Here is a 24,464-nt window from a genome sequence, read left to right as displayed (position 1 = left end):
TGTCATTGGAGATCATGGGGTGATCTATCGGGCGACTGACGCGGCGTTGTCGCCGGTTTCGCCACTTATCGGCCGTTGTTGAAAAGATATCGGCATATGGATCGCATTGACCTGTTTCCACGCCTCGCCCGGATGGTGGTCATCGCCGTCCTCGGCGGGTTCGCCAGTATCTACGTGCTCGCGGAGTTGCCCGCGCCCGCGCCGGTACTGACCGCGGTGGCCGCCTTCCTGGTCCAGGTCGCCTATGTCCTGCCGGGCGCGCGGCCGTGGTGGCTGCTCGCGACGCAGGCCGCTCTGGGCTGTCTGGGCGTGCTCGGCTTCGGGATATCGGTGGGAATGCTCGGCTTCGTGGCCGGGTCGCTGCTGCTGACCGCCGCCTGGCCCGCGGCGGTGCTCATCGTGGCGGCCGCCGGGGTCGTCTCGCTGTCATTGGACGCCACGATCACCACGCTGCTGATCGCCCTGGTGATCTACGGGCTGGCCCGGATGATCGAGCTGGTGGACGAGCTGTTCGCGGCACGACTCGAGCTGGCCATGGCGGCCGTGGCCGAAGAGCGGCTGCAGATCGCCGCCGAGCTGAACGCCGGCGTCGGCCAGAGCCTGGCGGTCATCGGCAGGCTCGATCCGGAAAGGCCCGAGATGCTCGGCGAGGTCCTGGCCGTCGCCAGGCAGGCCCTGGCCGACGCCCGCGCCGCCGCCGTCGACTACCGCTCTCTCTCCTTGGCCCCCGACACCGCCTCCGCCCGCGCCCTCCTTCTCGCGGCCGGGGTCGAGGTCGAGGTCCACGTCGGCCACACCGAGCCCCTCGGCCCGACCGGGGCCCTGCTCGCTGCGGCGCTGCGCGATGCGGTCGCCGATGCCGTGCGGTACGGCACCGCCCGCCACTGCCTCATCGAGACCTCCGAATCCGAGGATTCCGTACGGCTCCGCATCACCCATGACGCTCCTCGCACCGCCGCCCAAGCCGCCGACGCGCTTTCGGAGGCCCAATTTCGCATCGTCGCCGCCCACGGGAACCTCGCCCTCGATCTCGCCCCCGACGGCCGCCTCACCATCGACGCCCGTGTTCCCAAAACCCCGCCCGCCCGGCCGGTATCGGCCGGCACGGGGAGCCCGGTGGCGGGTGCGCCAGGTGGGACGGGTAGCGGCGTGGGTGTCGCCGGGCGTCTCAGCGGCGGTTTCTGGCGCCTCGACCTCGGGCGCCTCAGCACGGTGAGCGACGCGGACTCGGCGTACCGGCTGTCGGTGGGGTTGCTGGTGGCCGTGCTGGTGGGCTTCTGCGTGAAGGCACTGCTGCAGATGACGGTGGAGACGCTGGTTCCGGGCGCGGCGTGCCTGGCAGCGATCGTCTTCCTGCAGCTCAGGTCGGTGAGGGGACGGCATCCGTGGAACTTGGCGGCGATGGCCGTGCTGACCTACCTGCCGATACTCGCGTTCGGGTCGGGCTGGTCGGTGGTGGCGGGATTCCTGGCCGGGCCGTTGCTGCTGGCCTTCTCCCCGGTGGCGGCGTGGCCGATGGTCGTGGGGGTCATGGGCAGCGTGGCGGGGATCGGCGTGAGCGCGGGTCTCGCCCCCGCAGTGATCGTCAACCTCACGGTCAGCACGCTGGTGACCGGGCTGGTCATGTACGGCCTGGGCACGCTGGCCCGGCTGGTCAAGGAGCTCCAGACCGCCAGGGAACGGCTGGCGAGCGCGGCCGTCGTCCAGGAAAGGCTCAGGACCGCCAGGGACCTGCACGATCTCCTCGGCCACAGTCTTGCCGCGATCCTCCTCAAATGCGAGCTCGCCCGCCGTCTCGCCGGCCGGGACCCGGCTCGGGCCAGGGCCGAGCTGGCCGACGTCGTCGAGATGGCCGAGCGAGCGGTGGCCGACATGCGCGGCGTATCGGGGGACGGGTGGGAGCTGTCACTGGAGGTCGAGGCGGAGTCGGCCAGGTCGGTGCTGGCCGCCGCGGGGATCGAGGTGGAGCTCGACCTCTCCCACGACCGCCTGCCTCCGCAGGTGGCCACCGTGCTGAGCGCCGTGCTCCGCGAGGCCGTGACCAACGTCCTGCGCCACAGCTCCGCCCGGCGCTGCGTCATCAAGACCACGTCCGATGGGCTCGGCGTGGCCAACGACGGGGCGCCCGCCGTGAAAAAGAAGCCGGGTTCGGGCATCGGCAACCTGGCCACCCGGCTGGCCGCCCTGGACGGCAGGCTCACGACCCGATCCGATGGTGGCTGGTTCGAGCTGCGCGCGGTGCTAGATCCAGCCCGCCTCACTGGCGATGCGGACCGCGTCGGTACGGTTGCGGGCGTTGAGCTTGGCCACGATCGCGGTGAGGTAGTTGCGGACGGTTCCCGCGGTTAGGTGGAGCTGGGCGGCGATCTCGGGCGCGTCGGTGCCCTCCGCGACGAGCCGGAGCACGTCGGTGTCGCGGGGGGTGAGCGGGTTGTCGGCGAGGTCCCAGGCGGTAACGGCGAGCTTCGGATCCAGCACCCGCCGGCCGGCGGCGACCGCATGGATGGCGTCGATCAGTTCCTCGGGCGGGGCGGTCTTGAGCAGGAAGCCGCCGACCCCGGCGGCCAGAGCCTGGCGCAGGTGGCCGGGCCTTCCGTTCCCGGTCAGCAGCAGCACGCGGCATTCGGGTAGCCGCTCACGCAGCGCGGTCGCGGCGGCCAGGCCGTCCATGACGGGCATGTCGATGTCGAGCACGGCGACGTCCGGACGATGCTCGAGCGCAGCCGGGAGGACCTGGTCTCCGGAGCCGACCGCGGTGACCACGGTGAGATCGGACTCCAGCTCCAGCAGCGCGACGAGCGCGCCCCGGACCACGTGCTGATCTTCGGCGAGGAGAATCGTGAGCATGTGCTCATATGTACCAGTTCATGACGAAATCATGGTTGACAGGTGAGGACGTCCCTGGGCCGGTGCTCGCGTGATCGAAAGACTCATACCCATGAACAACGTGGTGTGTCTGGACGCAGTGAGCAAGGTGTACGGCAGGGGCCAGAGCGCGGTGGCGGCCCTCCGCGAGGTGACGGTCGGCATTCCGAAGGGCAGCTTCACCGCGGTGATGGGCCCCTCAGGGTCGGGCAAGAGCACGTTCCTGCACTGCGCGGCGGGCCTGGACAAGCCGACCTCGGGGTCGGTACGGCTCGGCGACACGGAACTGTCGACGATGAACGAGACCCAGCTGACCGAGTTGCGCCGTGAGCGGATCGGGTTCGTGTTCCAGGCCTTCAATCTGGTGCCGTCGCTGACCGTGGCGCAGAACATCACGCTGCCGCTCCGGCTGGCCGGGGTGCGACCGGAGGGAGCCTGGCTGAAGGAGATCGTCGAACGGGTCGGGCTGGCCGGCCGCCTGGGCCACCGGCCCGCGCAGCTGTCCGGCGGACAGCAGCAGCGGGTCGCGATCGCGCGGGCCCTGGTGGCCCGGCCCGAGGTGGTCTTCGGCGACGAGCCGACCGGCGCCCTGGACATGATGACGGCCCGCGACGTGCTGACCCTGCTCCGCGAGGTGGTGAACGCTCTGGGGCAGACCGTACTGATGGTCACCCACGACCCGATCGCCGCCTCCTACGCCGACACCGTCCTCTTCCTCGCCGACGGCCGCATCGTCGACTCCGTGACCGCCCCGACCGTCGAGGCGGTCGCCGAGCGTATGACCCGGCTGGGAGCGTACGTCTGATGATCTCCTTCGCCCTGCACAACCTGCGCCACCGCAAGGCCTCCTTCGCCGGAGCCTTCCTGGCGCTGCTCTGCGCCGCCGCGCTCGTCTGCGCCTTCGGCATGCTGCTGGAGACCGGCCTGCGCGGCACCATCGCCGCCGCCCGTTACGCCGGAACCCCGGTGATCGTCGCCGGTGACCAGAACGTACGGGAGACGATCCGTAAATCCGAGGACAAGGTCAAGACCAAGGCCAAGCCCATCGCCGAGCGCGCGTGGATCGCGGCCGGGCTGGCCGACCGGCTCCGGGCGCTGCCCGGTGTGACCTCGGTCGTTACGGAGGTGACCTTCCCGGCCTACATCACCGGCGTGTTCTCGGGAACGGGCGCGGAACCAGGTGCCTCCACGAGCTCGGCCGCACCATCGGCCGATGCCCCCATGGCATCGACCCTCTTCCTGGGACACGGCTGGGAGTCGTCCGCTCTCACCCCCTTCACCGTGGCCCAGGGCCGGGCGCCGAAGGCGGACGACGAGGTCGTCACCGACGCGGCCGCCGGCCTTCGGGTGGGCTCCCGCGTCACGATCCAGTCCACCGCCGAGCCACGCGTCTACCGGGTGGTCGGCGTGACCGCGCAGGCGCTGGAGAACCAGCCCACGCTGTTCTTCCTCACCGCCGAGGCCCGCCGCCTGGCCGGTCATCCCGGCCTGGTCAGCGCGATCGGCGTCTTCCCCGCCACGGAGGTCACCGCCGCGCTCAAGGACGCTTCCGCGCAGGCGCCCGCCGAGGTGAAGGGCGCCGTCGCGGTGGCCTACACGGGCGAGGCCCGTGGCCCGCTGGAGTTCCTCAACGCCGACAAGGCACGGATCAAGCTGATCAGCCTCGGCGGTGCACTCGGTGGCACCTCGCTCCTGGTCGCGATCATCGTGGTGGTGGGGACGTTCGCGCTCTCCATCCAGCAACGCCTTCGCGAGATCGCGCTGCTCCGGGCCGTCGCCGCCACCCCCCGGCAGATCAGGAAGATGATCGGCGCCGAGGCACTGCTGATCAGCCTCCCCGCCGGAGCGATCGGCGCCGCCCTCGGCCTCGGACTCGGCTTCTGGTTGCAGGCGAGGTTCGTCGCCCTCAGCGCGATCCCGGTCAACCTGAAACTGGTCGTGAGCCCGTTCCCGATCTTCGCCGCCGTGCTGGCCACCGTCGTCGCGGCCTGGACCGCCGCGCGCGTCTCGGCCCGCCGTACGGCACGCGTCAGACCGGTCGAGGCGCTCGGCGACGCCGCGCTGGCCCCGGCAGCCCTGTCCCTGGTCCGCGTGCTGGCCGGGCTGGGCTGCATAGCAGGCGGCGTGACCCTCACGATCGTACTCTCCACGCTCTCCTCCGAGGCCGCCTCCAACCCGGTCACGATGCTGACGGCCCTGCTCTGGACGGTCGCCGTGGCCCTGCTCGGCCCCGTCATCGCACGGATCCTCGTCTCGGTGCCGGCCCTGCCGCTACGCGCCTCCGGGGCGGGCGGCTACCTCGCCGCCGCGAACCTCCGCACCGGCGCCCGCCGCTTGGCCTCCGTCATCGCCCCGCTCACCCTGATGGTGACCATGACCTGCACGATCCTCTTCGTCCAGGACACGACGGGCCACGCCGTCGCCACCCAGCAGCGCGACGGCACCCGCGCCGCTCACGTGCTCGGGCCCCACGTAAGCGCCACCGCGGTCGAGGCCGTACGGCACGCGCCCGGAGTCACCGCGGTCACCGAGATCCTGCACACCACGGTCCGGATCGGCCTCGCCAAGCACGGAGCCCAGGCCGTCACCCCCACCGGCCTCGGGAAGACCATGGACCTCGGCGTGCGTTCCGGCTCGATCGACCTCCTGGCCGAGAACACCGTGGCGGTCAGCGAAACGCTGGGCTTCAAGGTCGGCGACCAGATCAAACTCACGCTCGGCGACGGCACCCCCGCCGCGCTGAAGGTCGTCGCCACCTACACCAGAAACCTCGGCTTCGGCGACCTCACCCTGGCCCACAGCCTCGTGGCCGCCCACGTCGACAACCCCCTCAGCGACACCGTCCTCGTCACCGGCTCCTCACCCGAGGGCCTGGCGAAGGCCCTGCGCAACTTCCCCGGAATCATGGTGGCGGATCAGGCGACCGTCGCGGCCGAGCGCGAGCAGGCCGGTGCCGAGATCAACTACGTGGCCATGGGACTGATCATCGCGTTCACGGTCATCGCGGTCGGCAACACCCTCGCCATGGCCACCTCCGATCGCACCCGCGAGTTCGCCCTGCTCCGCCTCGTCGGCACCACCCGCCGCCAGATCCTGCGGATGCTCCGCCTGGAGACCCTGTCCGTGGTCGCCATCTCGGTGCTCCTCGGCACGGCTGCCGCCCTGATCACCATCTCCGCCTTCAGCAGCGGCATGACCGGCTCCGCCCTGCCCTACATCTCCCCTCTCACTTATGCCCTGATCGTCGTGGGGGCGGCGATCCTGGCACTGGCCGCCACCGGCTTCCCTGCCCGCCTCGCCCTCGACGGCCACCCCGCCGAAACCATCGGCGCCCGCGAATAACCCCCGACCGCCCCAGGCCCCGGACGCCTCCCGGGGCCTTCGGCATTCCTCCTTCTTCGGGCGGCCCAAGCGATCCTCAGCAGAGGATCGACCCGCATCTTGGAAAGCCCCTGACCGCTCTGCACCGCTGACGCTTCGAGACCCGCCACCGCGCATCCCCTGACGGGTGTGTCACCCGACCCGGTGAACCTTCGTGGTCGCCCCACTGGGTAGCACAGCACGAAGAGAGAGCAGCGCTCTTGACACGGAGCACCTCTACGCGAGAGCATTGCTCTCACAACGGAACAATGCACTCTCTGAGCAGCACCATCCGGCCCGAGCTCTCAGCATCGAGAGCTGTCGACGTCAACCCTGGGGGAAGCTCATGAAGCTCGCACCTCACCTGCACCGCCTCGGTAACGATGTCGTGGCGTGCTACCTCGTCGACACCGACGAGGGCATCACCCTGATCGATGCGGGACTGCCCGGCCACTGGCGGGATCTGCAGGCCGAACTCAGCTCTTTGGGCAAATCGGTCGACGACATCCGCGGACTTGTGCTGACCCATGGCGACTCCGATCACATCGGCTTCGCCGAACGCCTGCGAAGCGAACACGGCGTTCCGGTGTTCGTGCATGCCGCCGACGCGGTCCGCACCCGCACGGGAGAAAAGCCCAAGACCGCGTTGGGCCCCATGCGCCTTGGCCCGACGCTCGGCTTCTTCGGTTACTCCATCCGCAAGAACGGCCTGCGCACCCGCTACGTCAGCGAAGTCACCGAGATCGGCGACGGCGATGTCCTGAACCTGCCCGGGAAGCCGGTGATCGTGGGCATGCCGGGGCACTCACCGGGCAGCGTGGCGGTACACGTCCCGCTGGCCGACGCGGTCTTCGTCGGTGACGCCCTGACCACGCGGCACGTCCTCACGGGACGTTCAGGCCCGCAGCCCGCGCCCTTCACCGACGACCCGGCCACGGCCCTGTCCTCCCTGGACCGGCTCGCCGGGCTGCCGGCCTCCTGGGTACTTCCGGGCCACGGCGCCCCCTGGCGCACCTCACCGGCCCAGGTGAGCGAGGCGGTCAGGAAGGGCTAGAGCGAGGGCCAGGCACCGGCACGCCTGGCTGAGACAGCGCGGCCGGTTCGCCCCGGCCGGCCACCGACAGCGGATCGGGGAGAGTTCTGCGGAACCGTAACCAGGCTCGTCCCGTTCGGGGTCCTCGTCAGAGTCGTAGTGGGCATCGAGGGCCTAACGGCTGGTGCAGACGCCGTTCTCCCACGCCCAGGCGGCGATCTCGACGCGATTGCGGGCGGCGAGTTTGCGCTGCACCTTGGCGAGGTGAGTCTTCACCGTGGACAGCGTGACGTACAGCTCCGCGGCGAGCTCCTCGTTGGTGCGTCCGCGGGCGACGAGGCGGACGACGTCGAGCTCCCGCTCGGTCAGCGGTTCGATCAAGCCGTCCTGGCCGGCGCTCGCGGATGCCGCCGGTGCGTGCCCGGCCTGGCCGGTCGTGATGCGTGCGGGCGGGTTCATGTGCTGCAGGAGGCGGACAGTGATCGACGGAGAGATCAGGGAGTTTCCCGCCGCCGCCGCGCGTACGGCCTCGGCGAGCAGGACCGGGGAGCCGTCCTTGAGGAGGAAGCCGCAGGCGCCGTTGCGCAGGGCACGGTAAACGTACTCGTCGAGGTCGAACGTGGTGGCGATGAGGACGTGCAGGGGGTCACGGACGTCGGCGCCGGCCAACAGCCGGGTCGCCTCCAGCCCGTCGAGTACGGGCATGCGGATATCGAGAAGGCAGACGTCGGGGCGCAGGGCTCGTGCCCTGTCGACGGCGGCGCCGCCGTCGGCCGCCTCGGCGATGACCTGGATGTCGGGTTGCGAGTCGAGGATCATACGGAACGCCGAGCGGATCATCTCCTGGTCATCGGCGATGAGCACCCGGATGGTCATACGTCCATGATGCCAGCCGGCGATTCGGGCGGATCCGCCCGACGGGGAAGGGGAAGGTCGGCGACGACCTGCCAGCCGGTGAACTCACCTGGCCCGGCGCTCAGACGGCCGCCGGCCGCTTCTACGCGCTCGGCGAGGCCGGTCAGGCCGTAGCCGCCGGCCGTGGTCCTGCGGCGGCCGCGGTCGTGCCTGCCGCCGCGTCCGTCGTCGGTCACCGTGGCCCGGAGCGTGTTCGGATCGGCAGCCTGAACGCGTACGTCGACGGTGACATGCTCGGCCGCGGTGGCGTGTTTGCGGATGTTCGTGAGGGATTCCTGCACCACTCGGTGCACCGTGGTGGTGATCTCGGGCGGCAGGCATCCCGAGGTGAGCCGCGGGTCGAGTGTCAGCTCGGCGGGCGGGCCCGTGCGGGAGAACGTCCGGACCAGGTCCTGCAACTGGGTGAGGTCCGCGCCGGGACTGGTGACCGCCGGTTCCTCGGCGTTGCGCAGGATGGAGACCAGTGCCCGCATGGAGTCCATCGCCTGGGATCCGACTTCCTCGATCTGGACGAGCATGCCGTCCAGCTCTGCGGGGCTGGGTGGGTGGCCGGCGGAGGTGGCGAAGCGGATGGCCTTGGTCTGCGCGATCATCGCGGTGACGTGGTGCGCCACGAAGTCGTGGAGCTCCCGGGCGTACTGGATGCGCTGGGCCTGCCGGTCACTTTGCAGCCGGCGATCGCGGGCGTCATCGAGCAGCCGCAGGTACAGGCCGAGGACGACCGCGGGCACCACGGCCAGCACGACGGCCGGCTCGGCGTACGTGATCACGTTCGGCCATTGGGACGGCTCGATCCGCAGGGGCAGCGCGACGGCTGAGACGGCGGCCGCGGTCCCCAGCGCCGCCGCCGTGACGAACGGCCGGCACCGGACGGCCCGTGTGATGAGCAGCAGGAGCGCGACCAGTTCCGTGACCCCGAAGGTCACCTGAGGCCGTTGCGTGAGCTTCAGGCTGACGGCGGTGAGCGCGCAGGAGGCGGCCACGGCGACGATCGCGGCCATGGTGTAACGCCTCTCCGGCACGACCAGGGCGGTGACGCACAGCGCCCCGGTCAGGAACGTGGCCACCGCGGTGGGCAGGTAGCCGGTGGCAGCTCCTTCCAACACGAGCGCGGCGATCACCAGGACGGCGGCCAGGACGAGCAGCGCCTGATGGGCGAGAGGGCGGCCCCGGAACACGGAAAACACGTTTTCCCACGTTACGGCGCTGCCGAGGGGCATCGCGTCAGCCTTTCGGCTGATGCGGGCAGCGTGGACGGCCGCGCCGTGTCGGCCGTCCGGTGGATTCGCCGCACCCGCCTTCACGCGGAGGATCGACCTGCCATTTGGCATCCGCATTTCTGGAGTGATCCGCAATGAATTCCAGCCGTACGCCGACCTCCGCCTCCCCGCCCGCGACGACGTTGATCCGGGCGGCGGCCGTGGCCGAGGATCTGACGAAGGTCTACGGGCACGGCGTGACCCGGGTGGTCGCCCTGAACGGCGTCAACGTCACGTTCCTGCGCGGCGAGTTCACCGCCATCATGGGACCGTCCGGCTCCGGCAAATCCACCCTCATGCACTGCATGGCCGGCCTGGACACGATCTCCGGCGGCTCGGCGCGGATCGGTGACATCGAGCTGACCGGGCTGAACGACATGCAGCTCACCCGGCTGCGCCGGGACAGGATCGGGTTCGTCTTTCAGGCGTTCAACCTGCTGCCCACGCTGACCGCGGCGGAAAACATCACCCTTCCCCTGACCATAGCCGGCCGCAGGCCGGACCAGGCCTGGCTGGAGGGGGTGATCGCCGCCGTCGGCCTCGCGGATCGCCTCAAGCACCGGCCCGCCCAGCTGTCCGGCGGTCAGCAACAGCGGGTCGCGGTCGCTCGCGCACTGGCCGGGCAGCCGGAGATCATCTTTGCCGACGAGCCCACCGGCAACCTTGACTCCCGATCCGGCGCGGAGGTGCTGGGCTTCTTGCGCGACTCGGTACGCGAGCTCGGCCAGACGGTCGCCATGGTCACCCACGATCCGATCGCCGCCTCCTACTCGGACAGAGTGATCTTCTTGGCCGACGGCCGCGTCGTCGACGAGCTGCGCGTGCCGACCGCCGAGACCGTTCTCCAACGGATGAAGCGTCTCGACACCGGCGACCGCGCCGGCTGAACCGCGTCCCGATCCACTCACGATCACTTCTCTCAGGACCGACCTCACATGTTCCGCACGTCGCTGCGCAATGTCCTCGCCCACAAGGGCCGGCTGCTGATGACCATGCTCGCCGTACTGCTCGGTGTGGCCTTCCTCTGCGCCACCCTCGTCTTCACCGACACCTTCGCCGAGGCGTACCGCAAGAGCTCTGAGCGGAGCTTCGAGTACGTCGACGTGGCCATCAGGCCGGGCAGGGCGCCCGAGGGCGCGCCTCCGGGTACGCGCCCCGCCCTCACCCAGGATCTTCTGCATGCCGTGGCCCGGCTGCCCGAGGCCCGCACGGTGATCGGTTCGGTCACCGGCTTCACCGCCATCGCCGGTAAGGACGCCACGCCGGCGGGTCAGGGCTGGTCGACGCGCGGCGCCAACTACTATCCGGGCCAGGACGGTGCGGACCCCCGATACCCCCTGGCCCGGGGGCGGGCGCCCGAGAACGCGGGCGAGATCATGATCGACGCCGAGTCGGCGGAGCGTACGGGCTACGAGGTGGGCGACACCGTACGCGTCTCCGTCGACGGGCCGATCCTCAAGGAGAAGCTGGTCGGCGTCTTCACCACCGACGACGGTGAGGTCTCCGCCGGCGGCACGCTCACCCTCTTCGACACCGCCACCGCGCAACGGCTGTTCGCCGAGCCGGACGAATTCCACGAAATCACCGCCAAGGCCACATCCGGCGTGTCCCAGGCGGCGCTGCAGACGGCCGTCGAGAAGGTGCTGCCTGCGGGGGCCGACACCTTCACCGGCGACTCACTCGCCCATGACCAGGCCGTACGGGTGGAAAGCAGCATCAGCGACCTGCGATCCACCCTCCTCGTCTTCGCCGGCATCGCGCTTTTCGTCGGCGTCTTCCTCATCGCCAACACCTTCACGATGCTCACCGCCCAGCGAACCAGGGATCTCGCGCTGCTGCGGGCCATCGGCGCGTCACGCCGCCAGATCACCCGCTCCGTACTCGTCGAGGCGCTCCTCATCGGAGCCGGCGCCGGCTGCGCCGGCGTGGTGGCCGGGATCGGCGTCGGCGCCGGTCTGCGCAGTCTGATCGGCTTGTTCGGCGCCGGCGACCAGGTCCTCCCCGACGGACCGCTGGTGATCACCCCTGTCTCCGTCGCGGTGTCTCTGTCCGTCGGCGTCCTGGTGACGATGGCCGCCGCCTGGCTGCCCGCGCGTCGTGCCGGGAGGATTCCGCCCGTAGCCGCGATCAGCGCCGTGCACGCGCAGGCCACCAGCAAATCCCTGGCCGTGCGCACCATCGTCGGCGCCTTCCTGTCCGCCGCCGGCGCCGCCGCCGTGCTCGCCGGCACCGGCATGGGTGTCGACGACGGCCAGTACGTCATCGGGCTGGGCGCGAGCGCGCTGCTGATCGGGGTGTTCGTCCTCACCCCGATGCTGTCCCGCCCGTTCGTCGCCGCGGTCACGCCGCTGCTGCGCCGCATGGGCGCCCCCGGGAAACTGGCCCGCGAGAACGCCTTGCGCAACCCCCGCCGAACGGCCGCCACGGCGTCCGCCCTGACCATCGGCCTCGCGATCATCACCGGGCTCACCGTCATCGCCACCAGCAGCCAGGAGGCCACCGACGCCCGGGCGACCGCGACCCTGAGGGCCGACTATGTCATCAGGATGGGCAACTACGACGACCTGTCCGTACAGGTCGAGGACACGCTCAAGGCAGCCGGCGGAGTCACCGCCGTCAGCCCCTTGCGTGAGGTCCCGGCGCGCGTCGCCGACTCCCCCACCTTCCTGACCGGCGTGGACGCGAGCGTCATCGGTGACCTGCTCCGCCCGGAGTTCACCCGCGGCTCCCTCTCCGCTTTCGGCGCGGGCGGCGCCGTCGTCGACGCCGGCACGGCCGCCGGCCACGGCTGGACCATCGGCACCGTACTCCCGGTCACCTTCCCCGACGGCAACCACGGCCGGGTGACCGTCCGCGGCACCTATCAGGACACCGACCTGCTCCACGGCCTCGTGATCGACACCAGCCTCCTCGACCCGCACCTGCGTACCCGCACCGCCGCGTCCGTCCTGGTCAAGACCGCGCACGGCCCGAGCGGAGCGGCCAAGAACTCGATCGTGAAGGCCCTCGGAAACAGCCCCGCGATCCTCGTACAGAGCAAGCAGGACGTCTCCACCTCCATCGCCCAGAACATCACCATGATGCTGTACCTGCTGTACGGACTGCTCGCCATGGCCGTGATCGTCGCCGTCCTCGGCGTCGTCAACACTCTCGTCATGTCCATCGCCGAACGCTCGGCCGAGATCGGCATGCTCCGCGCCATCGGCCTGGACCGTCGTGGCGTCAGGCGGATGGTACGCCTGGAGTCGCTGGTCATCTCGTTGTTCGGCGCAACGCTTGGCACCGGTCTTGGCCTCTTCTTCGGCTGGGCGGGTGTCCGCCTCCTGACCGCGGACACACCTGCCTACCGGCTCATCCTGCCCTGGGGCCAGATCGCGCTCGTCCTCGCGCTGGCCACTGTCATCGGTGTCGTCGCAGCCGTGTGGCCCGCCCGCAACGCGGCACGACTCGACATGCTCACCGCGATCCAGTCCGGTTGACTTCGCCGGTCAGCGCGCCCTTGGTGTGCCCTGGTTCTCGTAAGGCCCGCGTCGGTGCCACGGCTCTGCTTGCCGCCGCCTGCCTCGCCATTACCGGGGCCCCGGCGCACGCTGCGGACGAGGCGTACGACGCGCTCTCCGTCGTCGGCCCCAAGGTGCGCGTGCATGGAATCAGGGTCTGCGCGTGGCCTATGTCGCGATCATGCCAAGCCTCACCTCAGGCAACACCAACGCCCCGTCGATGCTGATCGGTGACCGTGCAGGGAGGTTGATTCTGGGCCCCGGGTGACGCAATGTGAACAGCCGCAGCAGAGGTAGCGGCCGTTCTTCGAAGCGGGTGACGAGAATCGCGCCCGCACTCTAGCTGGCAATCGTTGACAGCGCAGTCCGCCCCACGTGGCGGACCTGTAATAACAGCACAGAAAGGGAGAATTCTTCGTGAGACCACCAATCGCTCGTTATCGGAACATCTTGACGGACAGCACCCGCTGGGACGACATCGCGCTGCGGGACGGGGACATCGTGATCTCGACCGCCCCGAAGTCCGGTACGACGTGGATGCAGATGATCTGCGCACTGCTGATCTTTCAATCGACCGACTTCTCCCGGCCGCTCAACGCTATGTCGCCTTGGCCCGACTCTCTCCTCCACCCGCGCGAGGAAATCGTGGCCGAACTGTCCGCGCAGCGGCACCGTCGGTTCATGAAGACGCACACCCCGCTCGACGGCCTCCCGTACGACGAACGGGTCACCTACATCACCGTCGGGCGAGACCCGCGAGATGTCGCGATCTCCTGGGACAACCACCTGGCCAACACCAACTTCCCCACCCTGATGACGCTCCGCGCCGCAGCCGTCGGGGCGGAGGAAGCCGGTGGTCCGCCGCCCGGTCCGCTGCCCGAGCCGCCCGAATCGGCCCGCGACCGGTTCTGGCTCTGGGTCGACGGCCCCGAAGAAATGCCCGGCCTTCCGGGAATGCTGCACCACCTCTCCACCTTCTGGCAGATGCGCGATCAGCCCAACGTCATACTCCTCCACTACCAGGAGATGAAGGACGATCTCGAAGGCACGATGCGCAAGCTCGCGGCCCGACTCGGCATCGAGATTCCCGAGAAGAAGTGGCCGGAGCTGGTCAAGGCGGCAGGCTTCGGCGAGATGCGGAGACGGGCGGACGAACTGGCACCCGACGGCAGGGTGTGGAACGATCGCGAACAGTTCTTCCACCGAGGCATAAGCGGACAGTGGCGCGAGTTGCTCGACGCGGACGACCTGCGGCGATACCGGGACCGGGTCCAGGAACTCGCCGACCCGCAATTGGTCGAGTGGGTCCACCGCGAGAAGATCATCAGCTAGATGTCGATGTGAAGTACTGACCTCGGCCGAGGCGGTGGTCGTGGCGGTGGCGCACGTTCTGTTGCGTTGCGATCAGGAACGTTACTGGCTGCGGACGGCGGCGGCCCGGATCGGTCATCTGTTCCCGGGGTTGCCCTCCCGGACCGTCTACAACCGGCAGTTGCGAGAGCTGGCCCCGCAGATGCCGGCGACGCTCACGGTTTCCGCCTAGATGACCTGCCCAAGATCTTGTTCGAGCCACTTCACCGTCGACTCCACGTACCGCTCAATGACGCTGGGAGGCTCTCCGTTGGCAATGGCGGCACCCACCTGTTCGATGCCGAATGTCCTCGCCCATACACGAGCTCTCCGGTAAGTGTCGCCGTCAACGGCCTGTCTCACCGCCTGCCACCCGTGCCAAGCCAGGCAGGCGGCATCGATGGCCGGGTCAAATACCTGGGCAAGATCCCAGTCCAGGATCCCGATCAAGTCACCGCCGGAGCTCCAGTGCATGTTCTCCGCAGCCAGGTCTCCATGCACCAGCGAGGCCGGGACATACTCGAGGGCCAGGGCCGCACTCACCCTGCGTTGTGCTTCCCCGCGCAGATGGGCCGGCAACCGGGGCACATCCTCCTCGATGAGGAGCTCCTCCCAACGCCCTCGACCTGCATATGCATGGGGTTCGTCCAACACGTCTTCGATGAGCGCCACATCGATCGATGCCAACGCTTCCAGAACACCCCGAAGCTTCGACGGATCACCGCTGCCTTTGGGGTGCATGGCGCCATCGATCCAGCTCACGGCGACGGCTGTCCGTCCGTCGATCGTCGCAACGGGGCCGAGTGGGATCGGCGTCTTGAACGGCAGATCCAGCTGAGCCACGCGGAAGAGCAATTCCGTTCGGCGCGGCAATTCGAGGGCGGCAGCCTCCCTCCGAGCGATTCGGACAGCAGCGACGCCGGGGACTGCGACGACATCGTGGAACTGACCCTTGCGATGCTGCGCACCGGTTAGAGAGATCCCTGGCAGCAGCTCGGCTGCAATATCGAGAAGAGCGTGATCCGGGAGAGGCACCGGCCGAGATTACCGTCATCAGCGTGATCTACTCCTGCGCCAGTGGTGCCACCACGGGACATGCGCCGGCTCGAGCCGATCCCCTGTGAGCGCTTGGAGCTGTCGCTCCGGGCGCTCACTGTTACGCGAGCCGGGCTCGCACGTGCTCTGGGAGAAGGGGCAGGTAGTCGTATCCGAGTTCGTCCAGCCGTGCGCGCACCCATTGGGCTGCCTGGCCGTCGTGCTCAAGTCCTCGAAGGTGGGACTTCAGGCTCTCCATCGCTCGCCGCTCACGCTCGCGATCATTCGTCGGACGCAAGTCGCCTGGAAGGTTGTGGCAAACATTCGCGATCATCCTGATGCGTTCGATGTGGCTGAGCGGGCTACTCAGATCATCACCGGCCAACTCCCGGCGTAGGAGGTGCGTCGTGAAACGTATCTCGATGAATCCCAGGGCCATCAGATCTCTCACCGCGTCCTGAGCCGACACGCCCGCCTTCTGAGACCGTAAGGATCGCCAGCTCATCACTCGTTCCTTGATGTAAGCGCGTTGTCGGACGCTGAAGGGGCAACTGCTGCCCGGAACTCGTGGCGACGTGTGAGAAACAGAACCATGGGCGAAAGAAGGCACGTCGCGGCAGCAAGCGCTAGCCAGCCTATCGGCTTACCGACGGTGACGATAAGGCCAAGTACCGATGGCGCCGCAGCTGACGCAAAGCCATGCATCATTCCAAATACGGCACTGTATTGCCCCTGAAGTTCGGCTGGCGCAATTCTAAATTGCAAATCCATAGAACCGGCAGACATTGCCATTTCGCCGACTGAGTATACGACAGCAAAGCCGAGAGAAAGAACGATCGCGACTCCGACAGATGTCTCGGACATCCAGGCGAGTGCGATGTACGAGGAGCTGATAATCGCGCTACCGGAACAGAATGCTATGACAGCACCCCTACCAGACCTAATTCGATCGCTTACGTAAACCTGAAGCGTCACCTCGACAACAGTGTTCGCCACCATGGCGATTGCTGCAATCCATGCAACTTCTGGATGGAACGCGGCGATCCATAGTGGTACAGCGAAGGGGAGTACGTGGTTATGTATTGATATTAGTGCCGACACCACCGTAAAACCAACAAAACGGGCATTACGAATTGCCGCTAACCTATCACCCATCTCAACAGCGTCACCCCTTGGCGGATTCTTCACCTGTAGGAGGCCGGCGAGAACTGAACAGCACAGGAATGTGATTGCGTTTACTACAATGGCGCCGCTATACACATAGAAGTTGTTGGTAGCCACAACGAGTGCGCCGACAAGCCCTCCAAGAGCCAGGCCGAGCGTTAGAAACGAGCGCAAAGTTGCGCGTGCCATTACTGGGTCTGCATCTGCTGACCGACGAATAAGAGCAATATTCGACGACATACAGAGGCCTTGGCCCACGCCAGCGAGTGTGATTGCAACAATGAAGAGAAAGGAGTCTTTGGCGAGGAGCATCGCCAGCATCGCCAGCATAGAGATCGCTAGTCCACTCAGGAATACTTCCTTCGGTCCACGCGTATCCGCAAGCCGCCCTCCGACAAGGTCCGCCGAAATTGCCAGAATCATCGCCCCGAAGAGGGCCAGCGAAACAAAGGCGACGGAATGATCGAGCATTAAAGTATAGTAGAGTACACAAATTGTGGTGTACAGTCCATTGCCGATCGCATTAACGCCTGTGATTACAGCAAGGATGGTCATTGTGCGAGAGCTACGGACTGTTCGCCACGCCCGCTTGTATGCGACAATCACGACGCCCTCCAGAAATGGGCATCAAAGATTGAATATTCTTCAAGCACAGTTGTCGCCAGAGGTGGAAGCTGCATTATCGTCTACGCGTAGAGAGACAACATCGGGATTCAGCTTTGCCAGCAAACAGTACTGTCGCATACTGGAAATCAGGCGTCCGCACCAGAAAACTCCCGCCTCCTTGCGCAGCAATCTCCAACTCTCCAGGTAACACACCATAGACCCGCCGGATCCGTAAGCGCTCCAATGGTGAGGGCAGCATCTGGCCGCGTAAGGATGGCCGCTACGGCTACGCCGCCTTCGTTCAGCCACCTCGGGGACGGTCAGACGCGTCCAGAGCTCCGCTCGTACGCAAGAAGAGGCCAGAAAGAAGCTGACAGAGCTCCTCCGCCAGGCCGACGAAGGCATCCTCGTCTCATCCGAAAACTGGACGCTGGCCGACTTCCTGACCTACTGGCACAAGCACATCGTCAGCCAAGAACGCCGCCCGAAGACCTACCAGGGCTACGAGAGCGTCGTCCGCCTCCACCTCATCCCCAGCCTGGGCAAGAAGCGGCTCGGCAAGCTCAACGCCCAGGACGTCCGGCTCTTCATCAACCGCATCCGCACCGAATGCCAGTGCTGCCGCAACGGCTGGGACGCCTCCCGTGACAAACCCATGTGCTGCGCTCTGAAGACGGGAACGTGCTGCGAGTCCCGGCTCTCGACCCGCATGGTGCAATCCATCCACGCCGTCCTACGCAACGCGGTGGAGTGCGCCGTACGAGAAGAGATCATCGCCCGCAACGTCGCGAAGCTCGTCAAGGTGCCCGTACCGAAGTACAAGGTCAATCGCGGGCTGACCGTCCCTCAGGCCCGTGCGGTCCTCAAGGCATCAAAGGATCATCGACTCCACGCCCTGTACGTCCTGGCCCTCTGCCTCGGCCTGCGCCGTGGGGAGCTTCTCGGCCTCCGCTGGGAAGACGTCGACCTCGAAGGCGGCAAGCTCGAAGTCATCCAAAGCCTCCAGCGGGTCGCGGGCCGCCTCCAATTCGTCCGCCCCAAGACCTCCGACTCAGAGCGAACCGTCCCGCTACCGCCTATCTGCGCGGAGACCCTAAGGGAGCACCGAAGGAAGCTGTTCACCGAACGCTCCGACCGCTGGGAGGAGTGGACGGAACACGGCCTCGTCTCCCCTCCCGCTGCGGGACCCCGATGGAGCCGGACAACCTCCGGCGAAGCTGGGGAACGATCCGCAAGGCCGCCGGCCTCGGCGACATGCGCTTCCACGACCTCCGCCACACCTGCGTGACGCTCCTGCTCAACCTCGGCGTACCGCCCAGGTCGTCCTCGACATCGTCGGCCACAGCGACGTCGAAGTCACCATGACCATCTACGCCCACGCTTCCCTCGACGACAAACGCAACGCCCTGCGCAAACTCGGAGACGCCTTGGGCTGACCCGAACTCGGCACCTCTCGGAGGCCACCACCTTTATCGGGTCGGTGGCCTCCGTAACGCTGCTCAGGACTCTTCATCGAGGTGAGAGATCGTCGAAGGAGCTGCTTCACTGTCGGCATGGCCCAAGCTCTTGACCTCGTCGTCCGATTCGCCACGAGCGGCCGGCTCGGGCTTCTGCACTGCGGCATGCCCTTGGCGGAGGTAGAAACCCTGGTCGGGCCATTCCACGACCGCCAGCACGACTCCAAGCCTCGCCGCTGGCGGCCCCGGCTCTACTTCTGGGACGACCTTGAAATCCTGATCTGCCATGGGCTTGTGATCGATATCGGAATACCCCTCTGGCGTGACACGGTTGCCCTCCCCGCCGCGCTGTCCGGCTGGCAACGTGCCATCCCCGCTCGACTCGACCAGCCAGACGTCCTCGACGCCCTGGACACGGCTGGATGTGAGTGGGAAGAAGCCCCCGGCATCGTCGTAGGCGACGAAGCCTGCGGTATCCGAACCCGCCGACATGATGTCCGCCTCCTCTTCGGGCCCGAGCCGCATTCAGGAGCTAAGCGTCTGCACAAGATCTACAAGTCGGACCATCAAGTGGACCAGAGCGATCCTTCACCACGGCAAGGGCCGACCAGCCGATGAGGCGACGGGGACGTTGCTGTCACTGTTGCTGTCAGTGGACATCAAAAGCCCCGAACGATGATCCGTTCGGGGCGTTCTTGCTAGTGAAGTCTTGTGGTCAGGGGCAGGGTCGAACTGCCGACCTTCGGCTTTTCAGGCGTGGCAGTCACCCCGCCCATCTACTGGAAGCCGGAAGCAGAAGGATGTCCGCGTTGCCCTGCGTGTGGCTGCGGCGGTGGACGTTGCCGTCAGGGTTGCCGTCGACAAACCTGACGGTCCAGCGTAGAGGCCACTCCTTGCGTAGCACGCTGAGACACAAGGAGCTACATTGGAACCATGAAGACGATTACCCAACGCGAGTTCCGCAACAACTCCGCAGCCGTTATGGACGCAGTGGAGACGGGCGAGGTGTACCACATCACGCGCAACGGCATCGAGGTCGCCGAGCTGCGACCCCTGCCCCGTCGGCGGCGCCTGACCGCGGAGGAACTGGTCGCCCGCCACCGCCGGCTACCGCGCGTGAACCACGAACTCATGCGCCAGGAGGCCGACGAGTTCTTCGGTACGGAAGACCGCGTCGGCAGCGACGACGACCCCTGGGAGCCGCGATCATGACTGACCGTGACGAGTCGGGAGTTCTTGACACCTGCACGTACATCGATCTGGACCTGATCGATCCGGCACGCCTCCCGACCATCCCCGAGATCACCGCGATCACTCTCGCCGAACTCCACCAGGGTGTCGCCATGGCCAAAGACGCCGGGGTCAGGGCCGCACGCATGGAAAAGCTGGGAGCGGCCGTCGCCGACTTCGACCCACTGCCTTTCGACGGGGACGCCGCCGCACGCTACGGAACTCTGGTGGCCCTCACCATCGCCGCCGATCGCGGTCCCCGGCCCCGCAGGATGGATCTGATGATCGCAGCGGTGGCCTCCACCCGAGGCCTGCCGCTCTACACACGCAACGACGCCGACTTCAAGGGGCTCGAAAGCGTCGTGGCCGTAGTGCCCGTGTGACGACCCCGCAGAGCACACCGGAAACCTGGAATCACCCGCTGCCGTCAAACTCAACGAAGACTGCCTCCTCAAGCGTGATTTCTCTGCCGTAGAAACCCGGCCGGTCCGGATCGATACCCGTAGGCGGCGATCCGGCGGGGGTGGATGCTGATGAAGGTGGTCTCATGTGCTCGGCTGAAGGTACGGCCGGTGACGCCGCCTCCGCCCGGATGTTTCCTTCGTGGTAACAGGGCACGCTCCGATGGGAGCCGTGATGTCAAGCGACTTGCAGGTCGTTCAGCCCGCTGGTTTCGTGAAGTCGTCGATGTGGTCACGGGCCCACTGACGTGATCTCAGCGAATTGCCGGCAGGTAGTCGTGCTCGAAGTGAGTGAGGACAAGTGCCGCGCGGGCGATGTCGCCGATTCTGCTGGGGCTGACGGTGACGTGCTGGAGGGTCCGCCAGCGCCCTTTGAGCAGGGCGAACCCGCGTTCGCCGAGACAGCGCAGGGCGCGTAGGAGCCGGTTGTAGGTGTGGTTGTCCGGGCTGAGGATCTGGTTTCCTTCGGGCTGTCTGATCGGCGTATGAATGCCGATTCCGGCGCCGTCGTAGCCGCTGTCGGCGAGGGTGGGCAGGCCACGTGCGGCTGCGGCGTACAGCGCGCCCAGCACCTGTGCGCGGGCGGCGGACAGGTCGTGGACGGAGCCGGGCTCGACCTCGGCGATCCACAAGGGCAGCCCACCGGGTGCCGACAGTGCTTGCAGGTTACCGGCGTGCTGGTGGGCCTTGCGGGAGTACCAGGCGTCGATGGGTTCGCCCTTGACGCTGATGGTCTGCTCGGCGCAGCGATCGATCGGGATCAGGGTGCCGTCCAGGATCACATACGCCAGTCCTTCGGCTTGGGCGCGGTCGAGTGCTTGATGCAGATTCGGCGCTTGAGCTGCGAGAACTGCGATGCCTTCGTGGATGTAGCGGTAGGCGGTGGCCCGGGAGACGCGATGGTCACGGCCGAGCTTGGGAACATCGTGCTCGCCGCGGAACCAGCGCACCACCATGACCGCCTGCCGGAACGGGCTCAAGGCCCGGCTACCTTGCGGGGTGCCACGCAGTCGGCGTTCTTGGTGCAGGAGTCGCGCGACGTACTGAACGAGTGCGCGGAAGACGTCGAGCGTGGCACGATGAGCAATCACGTGGAGCCATTCGGCCTTGAGCGTTCTTGTGGTGAGCGCTCTTCTACCGGGGGCTCCACGTCTGTTTCCGGCCTTCGGTGACTCCTCCCGAAAGGCCCGGAACGCCACAGGTGGCGTCCAAGAAATCCCAATCGCCCGAACTATTTCGCTGAGATCACCTCAGTGAACCGCGCAACACCGACCTGGCCATGCGGTTCCGCACGCAGCCTGTCCACCGGACGCGCAAGATCCATGGCACCGGCCACCTTCTAGTCTTAGACCGGACGATCGTGGCTACGGTACGCACACGCCGTAGGTTCCGGACAACCGGCGGCAAGGGCCGACGCAGTCAGTCCGTGAGCCGATCGCCCCAGCCCAATAAGCGAGGACCGAAGTTGGGCGATCGTCACTGGATCACAGCTCTTTGTGGACGCCGTCCAAACCGTCTGAGACAAAAGCCGTACCGGTCAGAAATACTCGGGCAGTTCCTTGGCCAGCGCTTCCCGGATACGAGCACGCATGGAGACCAGCGGGTCGGGTTTCTCAAATTCCAGACCAGTCAACCGTTCGAACAAGGCGATATATTTGTTGCTGAACTCTATCAAAGTCTCGGCGGGGATCTGCGGAATCGGGTCCTTGTAGGGATCGCATTGACCAACGATCCACAAACGCAGGAATTCCTTATCCAAACTGTATGGCTCTTCGCCGGATTCAAACTTTTCTTGATAGGTTTCAGCAATCCAGAAGCGACTGGAGTCCGGGGTATGAATTTCGTCGGCGACCACGATGGCGCCATTTTCATCAAGACCGAACTCATATTTGGTATCTACTAGGATAAGCCCCTTCTTGGCTGCCAACTCTTGCCCGCGTGCGAATAGTGCCAGACTTCTTTCCACCAACTCGTACCATTGCGCGGGCGTTACGAGCTGGGTTTCGAGGATTTCCGATTCCGTGATGGGCGCGTCATGCCCTCCTTGAGCGGGTTTCGTTGTCGGCGTTACGATCGCTTCGACCAATTGCTGATTCTTCTTCAGGCCTTCTGGGAATTCATGACCGTATAGCACTCTGTTACCTTGATCATACATCGACCAAAGGCTGGTATTGGTAGAACCTGTCAGGTAGGATCGCACTACGATCTCGATCGGCAGCATGTCGAGGTCTTTGACCATGACGATGTTCGGGTCCGGGTAAGAAATTACATGGTTCGGACAAACATCTTCGGTCTGATCAAACCAATAGCGTGCCGTTTGGGTCAGTACCTGGCCTTTATGCGGCACAGCGGCCAAAACCTGATCGAACGCAGATTGACGGTCAGTTGAAATCAACAGACGTCGCCGATCCGGCAGTTGGTAGGCATCCCGCACCTTGTTACGGTAAAAGCCCGGCAACTCACTGAATTCCGCGTCGGTGAGGCAATGGTCCAGAAGTTGGAAGTCGCTGGTCCGTGGCGTCATGAAGTTGACCTCTCAAATAGTCTTCCAGCCTCGCGGCCGGGATGGCCTTCACCCACCGGGGATTGTGGCCTGCCCGCCCCGGCCATCGCGATGTCGAACATGGTGGCATCCTCACCGAGGAAGGCAACCGAAGATCACGCAATAACCGTGGCCGACAGCGTAGGCCCTGCCCCCTGGATGGTATCCTCAGCCGGATCGCCGGCCGGTTCGCCCGCGTCGAACCACGTCGACCACAACCGCCTACGTGCGCGGCCTGCTCTCGGAAAGCTGGGAGACCGCCTCAGCTGATCGTCACTCCGCCGCAACGCCCCGTGAGCTCATCCGCTCCGGGGCGTTGCCGTGTTCGGGTGAACCCGTGGATGTCAGTATCCATGTGAGCACACGCTCGGGGACGTTGCCGTCAGCGGATACAAAAACGCCCCGGAGCGGTGATCGCTACGGGGCATCTTGGCTGTTCGAGACTGGTGGTCAGGGGCAGGGTCGAACTGCCGACCTTCCGCTTTTCAGGTGTGGTGATCAGGCTGAGGGGCCGTCTCGACCCGGTGCCGACGGGGTGGCCAGGAGTGCCCTAAGTGTGGCGTTGGCGTCCGACGTTGCCGTCAGGGTTGCCGTCGTCGCTCAGCGAGGAACCACCTGTGCGCGGACGCCTGGAAGGTCATCGAAGGCGGCCGAGGCATCCATCGTGATCACTGAGCTCTTTCCAACCTGGCGGCCCTGGTCACCATGGCTTCACGGAGAGCGGTGGCGGATGAGAGGAGGCTCCCGATAAGACAGCAGTCGACCAAGATCCGATGCCCCAACCGGGAGCCTCGTTGCTGTCTTACCGTGCCTCGATTCCGCTGTCCAACCACACCCTGATCCGCCTGGCCGAACTCATCCGCACCCGGCGTGCTGAACGCCGCTCCCGGTGGCGGAAGTTAGACCCGGCACAGCAAGCGCTGCTGGTTCTGGCCCACCTGCGCAACGGCGACACCTACGCCCGCCTGGCCGCCGGCTTCGCCATCGGCACCACCACGGCCTGGCGCTACATCCGCGAAGCCGTCGATCTCCTGGCCGCCTTGGCCGACGACGTGCACGCCGCCGTCGAGCGCGCATCCCGACTGGCGTACACCATCCTCGACGGCACCCTCATCCCCATCGACCGCCTCGCCGACGAGCGGCCGTACTACAGCGGTAAACACAAGCAGCATGGAATGAACGTGCAACTGCTGGCCGATCCCGTCGGCCGGCTGGTGTGGGCCTCACCTGCGCTGCCGGGCGCCACCCACGACGTGACCGCCGCTCGGATGGTTGGCCTGATCGACGCCTTGACCAGCGCTGGCGTGAAAACCTTCGCGGACAAGGGGTATCAGGGCGCGGGCGGCACGATCCGCACACCCTTCAAGCGGCATCGTCATCGTCCCTTGTTGTCGCGCGGACAGCGGGACGTCAACCGCGCCCACGCCCGTATCCGAGCCATCGGCGAGCGGGCGGTCGCGACCTTGAAGTCCTGGAAGGTGCTGACCAAGCTGCGCTGTTGCCCGCATCGCGCGACCGCGCTCGTGCAAGCGATCCTCGTCTTGCAGCTCGTCGAAGAGGGCCGTTACCCAAGATGAAAAGAGCTCACTGTTCTCGCAGTGGCCGCGGCCGTCGCTGCGATCAGCAGATCGTACGCTCCCCGAGATTGACCTTCTCCTCGGACATGCGCCATGAGACGAGCATGAAC

The 24,464-nt window shown here is 66.6% G+C and carries 20 protein-coding genes and 2 pseudogenes; 12 read left to right on the top strand and 10 right to left on the bottom strand.

Annotated elements, in window-relative coordinates:
- Nucleotides 1-96 precede the first annotated feature (96 nt).
- A complete protein-coding gene (locus tag BLR04_RS27925) occupies nt 97-2,349 on the top strand; it encodes a sensor histidine kinase (RefSeq protein WP_090770778.1) in 2,253 nt (750 codons plus the stop codon).
- Here the strand turns inward: BLR04_RS27925 and BLR04_RS27920 are convergent.
- Nucleotides 2,242-2,847, bottom strand: coding sequence for a response regulator transcription factor (locus tag BLR04_RS27920; protein ID WP_090770776.1), 606 nt, complete (start codon nt 2,845-2,847; stop codon nt 2,242-2,244). The two genes, BLR04_RS27925 and BLR04_RS27920, sit on opposite strands and share 108 nt — an antisense overlap.
- A 91-nt stretch (nt 2,848-2,938) precedes the next feature.
- On the opposite strand from BLR04_RS27920, the gene BLR04_RS27915 reads away from it, so the two are divergent.
- From BLR04_RS27915 to BLR04_RS27905, 3 genes are all read left to right on the top strand, one after another.
- A complete protein-coding gene (locus BLR04_RS27915; RefSeq protein ID WP_090770774.1) occupies nt 2,939-3,670 on the top strand; it encodes an ABC transporter ATP-binding protein in 732 nt (243 codons plus the stop codon).
- Nucleotides 3,670-6,207 carry an ABC transporter permease gene (locus BLR04_RS27910; protein WP_090770772.1) on the top strand — a complete coding sequence of 846 codons (2,538 nt, stop codon included), beginning with the start codon at nt 3,670-3,672 and terminating at the stop codon, nt 6,205-6,207. Before BLR04_RS27915 ends, BLR04_RS27910 begins: the two co-directional genes overlap by 1 nt.
- A gap of 268 nt (nt 6,208-6,475) precedes the next feature.
- A complete protein-coding gene (locus tag BLR04_RS27905; RefSeq protein WP_218129214.1) occupies nt 6,476-7,279 on the top strand; it encodes an MBL fold metallo-hydrolase in 804 nt (267 codons plus the stop codon).
- Nucleotides 7,280-7,432: 153 nt separating this feature from the next.
- Here the strand turns inward: BLR04_RS27905 and BLR04_RS27900 are convergent, their stop codons facing one another.
- Nucleotides 7,433-8,134, bottom strand: coding sequence for a response regulator (locus BLR04_RS27900; protein ID WP_090770768.1), 702 nt, complete (start codon nt 8,132-8,134; stop codon nt 7,433-7,435).
- The gene (locus tag BLR04_RS27895; RefSeq protein ID WP_218129213.1) at nt 8,131-9,360 is read right to left on the bottom strand and encodes a sensor histidine kinase; all 1,230 of its coding nucleotides are present in this window, start codon (nt 9,358-9,360) and stop codon (nt 8,131-8,133) included. The genes BLR04_RS27900 and BLR04_RS27895 overlap by 4 nt, the downstream gene beginning before the upstream one ends.
- Nucleotides 9,361-9,527: 167 nt before the next feature.
- Between BLR04_RS27895 and BLR04_RS27890 the strand changes: the two genes are divergently transcribed.
- The 4 genes and pseudogenes from BLR04_RS27890 to BLR04_RS41475 all read left to right on the top strand — a co-directional run.
- Nucleotides 9,528-10,319, top strand: a complete 792-nt coding sequence (locus tag BLR04_RS27890; RefSeq protein ID WP_090770764.1) for an ABC transporter ATP-binding protein — start codon at nt 9,528-9,530, stop codon at nt 10,317-10,319.
- Nucleotides 10,320-10,367: 48 nt separating this feature from the next.
- A complete protein-coding gene (locus BLR04_RS27885) occupies nt 10,368-12,911 on the top strand; it encodes an ABC transporter permease (RefSeq protein WP_090770762.1) in 2,544 nt (847 codons plus the stop codon).
- Nucleotides 12,912-13,382: 471 nt separating this feature from the next.
- Entirely contained in the window at nt 13,383-14,264 is an 882-nt protein-coding gene (locus BLR04_RS27880) for a sulfotransferase domain-containing protein (RefSeq protein WP_218129212.1), read from the top strand.
- A gap of 4 nt (nt 14,265-14,268) precedes the next feature.
- Nucleotides 14,269-14,442: pseudogene (locus tag BLR04_RS41475) on the top strand (IS982 family transposase); the annotation flags it as partial.
- A 29-nt stretch (nt 14,443-14,471) separates the two neighbouring features.
- Here the strand turns inward: BLR04_RS41475 and BLR04_RS27875 are convergent.
- The 3 genes from BLR04_RS27875 to BLR04_RS27865 form a co-directional block, all read right to left on the bottom strand.
- Nucleotides 14,472-15,317, bottom strand: a complete 846-nt coding sequence (locus BLR04_RS27875) for a phosphotransferase (RefSeq protein WP_090770758.1) — start codon at nt 15,315-15,317, stop codon at nt 14,472-14,474.
- A gap of 121 nt (nt 15,318-15,438) precedes the next feature.
- Nucleotides 15,439-15,822 carry a hypothetical protein gene (locus BLR04_RS27870; protein WP_090770756.1) on the bottom strand — a complete coding sequence of 128 codons (384 nt, stop codon included), beginning with the start codon at nt 15,820-15,822 and terminating at the stop codon, nt 15,439-15,441.
- A complete protein-coding gene (locus BLR04_RS27865; protein ID WP_090770754.1) occupies nt 15,822-17,036 on the bottom strand; it encodes an MFS transporter in 1,215 nt (404 codons plus the stop codon). The genes BLR04_RS27870 and BLR04_RS27865 overlap by 1 nt, the downstream gene beginning before the upstream one ends.
- A gap of 421 nt (nt 17,037-17,457) precedes the next feature.
- On the opposite strand from BLR04_RS27865, the pseudogene BLR04_RS42860 reads away from it, so the two are divergent.
- Nucleotides 17,458-17,625 (top strand): annotated as a pseudogene (locus BLR04_RS42860) (tyrosine-type recombinase/integrase); the annotation flags it as partial.
- 333 nt (nt 17,626-17,958) lie between these two features.
- Here the strand turns inward: BLR04_RS42860 and BLR04_RS42855 are convergent.
- Together BLR04_RS42855 and BLR04_RS27855 are read right to left on the bottom strand one after the other, a co-directional pair.
- Nucleotides 17,959-18,084 carry a hypothetical protein gene (locus BLR04_RS42855; protein ID WP_425413453.1) on the bottom strand — a complete coding sequence of 42 codons (126 nt, stop codon included), beginning with the start codon at nt 18,082-18,084 and terminating at the stop codon, nt 17,959-17,961.
- Between the two features lie 502 nt (nt 18,085-18,586).
- Nucleotides 18,587-19,069 (bottom strand): hypothetical protein, encoded by a 483-nt coding sequence (locus BLR04_RS27855; protein ID WP_090770752.1) that lies wholly within the window; start codon nt 19,067-19,069, stop codon nt 18,587-18,589.
- A gap of 408 nt (nt 19,070-19,477) precedes the next feature.
- On the opposite strand from BLR04_RS27855, the gene BLR04_RS27850 reads away from it, so the two are divergent.
- Both BLR04_RS27850 and BLR04_RS27845 read left to right on the top strand, forming a co-directional pair.
- Nucleotides 19,478-19,756, top strand: a complete 279-nt coding sequence (locus tag BLR04_RS27850; protein ID WP_090770750.1) for a type II toxin-antitoxin system Phd/YefM family antitoxin — start codon at nt 19,478-19,480, stop codon at nt 19,754-19,756.
- Nucleotides 19,753-20,157, top strand: coding sequence for a type II toxin-antitoxin system VapC family toxin (locus tag BLR04_RS27845; protein WP_090770748.1), 405 nt, complete (start codon nt 19,753-19,755; stop codon nt 20,155-20,157). The genes BLR04_RS27850 and BLR04_RS27845 overlap by 4 nt, the downstream gene beginning before the upstream one ends.
- 332 nt (nt 20,158-20,489) lie before the next feature.
- On the opposite strand, the gene BLR04_RS27840 is transcribed toward BLR04_RS27845, so the two are convergent.
- Nucleotides 20,490-21,326, bottom strand: a complete 837-nt coding sequence (locus tag BLR04_RS27840; protein WP_090770746.1) for an HARBI1 family protein — start codon at nt 21,324-21,326, stop codon at nt 20,490-20,492.
- Between the two features lie 446 nt (nt 21,327-21,772).
- Entirely contained in the window at nt 21,773-22,759 is a 987-nt protein-coding gene (locus BLR04_RS27835; protein ID WP_090770744.1) for a phosphoribosylaminoimidazolesuccinocarboxamide synthase, read from the bottom strand.
- Nucleotides 22,760-23,571: 812 nt separating this feature from the next.
- Here BLR04_RS27835 and BLR04_RS27830 point away from each other — a divergent pair.
- On the top strand, nt 23,572-24,354 hold the full coding sequence (locus BLR04_RS27830) for a transposase family protein (RefSeq protein WP_090770742.1): 783 nt from the start codon (nt 23,572-23,574) through the stop codon (nt 24,352-24,354).
- Nucleotides 24,355-24,464: the final 110 nt, after the last annotated feature.

This window comes from Nonomuraea maritima, assembly GCF_900100395.1.
GTDB classification, from domain to species: Bacteria; Actinomycetota; Actinomycetes; order Streptosporangiales; family Streptosporangiaceae; genus Nonomuraea; species Nonomuraea maritima.
Note: the sequence above shows the minus strand (reverse complement) of the source record. Positions and strands in the feature narration are given on the sequence as shown.

Excerpts from the sequence above, each read along its gene's own strand:
- BLR04_RS27925 (WP_090770778.1), top strand. The coding sequence starts at position 97 with ATGGATCGCATTGACCTGTTTCCACGCCTCGCCCGGATGGTGGTCATC.
- BLR04_RS27920 (WP_090770776.1), bottom strand. The coding sequence starts at position 2,847 with ATGCTCACGATTCTCCTCGCCGAAGATCAGCACGTGGTCCGGGGCGCG.
- BLR04_RS27915 (WP_090770774.1), top strand. The coding sequence starts at position 2,939 with ATGAACAACGTGGTGTGTCTGGACGCAGTGAGCAAGGTGTACGGCAGG.
- BLR04_RS27910 (WP_090770772.1), top strand. The coding sequence starts at position 3,670 with ATGATCTCCTTCGCCCTGCACAACCTGCGCCACCGCAAGGCCTCCTTC.
- BLR04_RS27900 (WP_090770768.1), bottom strand. The coding sequence starts at position 8,134 with ATGACCATCCGGGTGCTCATCGCCGATGACCAGGAGATGATCCGCTCG.
- BLR04_RS27890 (WP_090770764.1), top strand. The coding sequence starts at position 9,528 with ATGAATTCCAGCCGTACGCCGACCTCCGCCTCCCCGCCCGCGACGACG.
- BLR04_RS27885 (WP_090770762.1), top strand. The coding sequence starts at position 10,368 with ATGTTCCGCACGTCGCTGCGCAATGTCCTCGCCCACAAGGGCCGGCTG.
- BLR04_RS27870 (WP_090770756.1), bottom strand. The coding sequence starts at position 15,822 with ATGAGCTGGCGATCCTTACGGTCTCAGAAGGCGGGCGTGTCGGCTCAG.
- BLR04_RS27865 (WP_090770754.1), bottom strand. The coding sequence starts at position 17,036 with ATGACCATCCTTGCTGTAATCACAGGCGTTAATGCGATCGGCAATGGA.
- BLR04_RS27855 (WP_090770752.1), bottom strand. The coding sequence starts at position 19,069 with ATGCGGCTCGGGCCCGAAGAGGAGGCGGACATCATGTCGGCGGGTTCG.
- BLR04_RS27850 (WP_090770750.1), top strand. The coding sequence starts at position 19,478 with ATGAAGACGATTACCCAACGCGAGTTCCGCAACAACTCCGCAGCCGTT.
- BLR04_RS27845 (WP_090770748.1), top strand. The coding sequence starts at position 19,753 with ATGACTGACCGTGACGAGTCGGGAGTTCTTGACACCTGCACGTACATC.
- BLR04_RS27835 (WP_090770744.1), bottom strand. The coding sequence starts at position 22,759 with ATGACGCCACGGACCAGCGACTTCCAACTTCTGGACCATTGCCTCACC.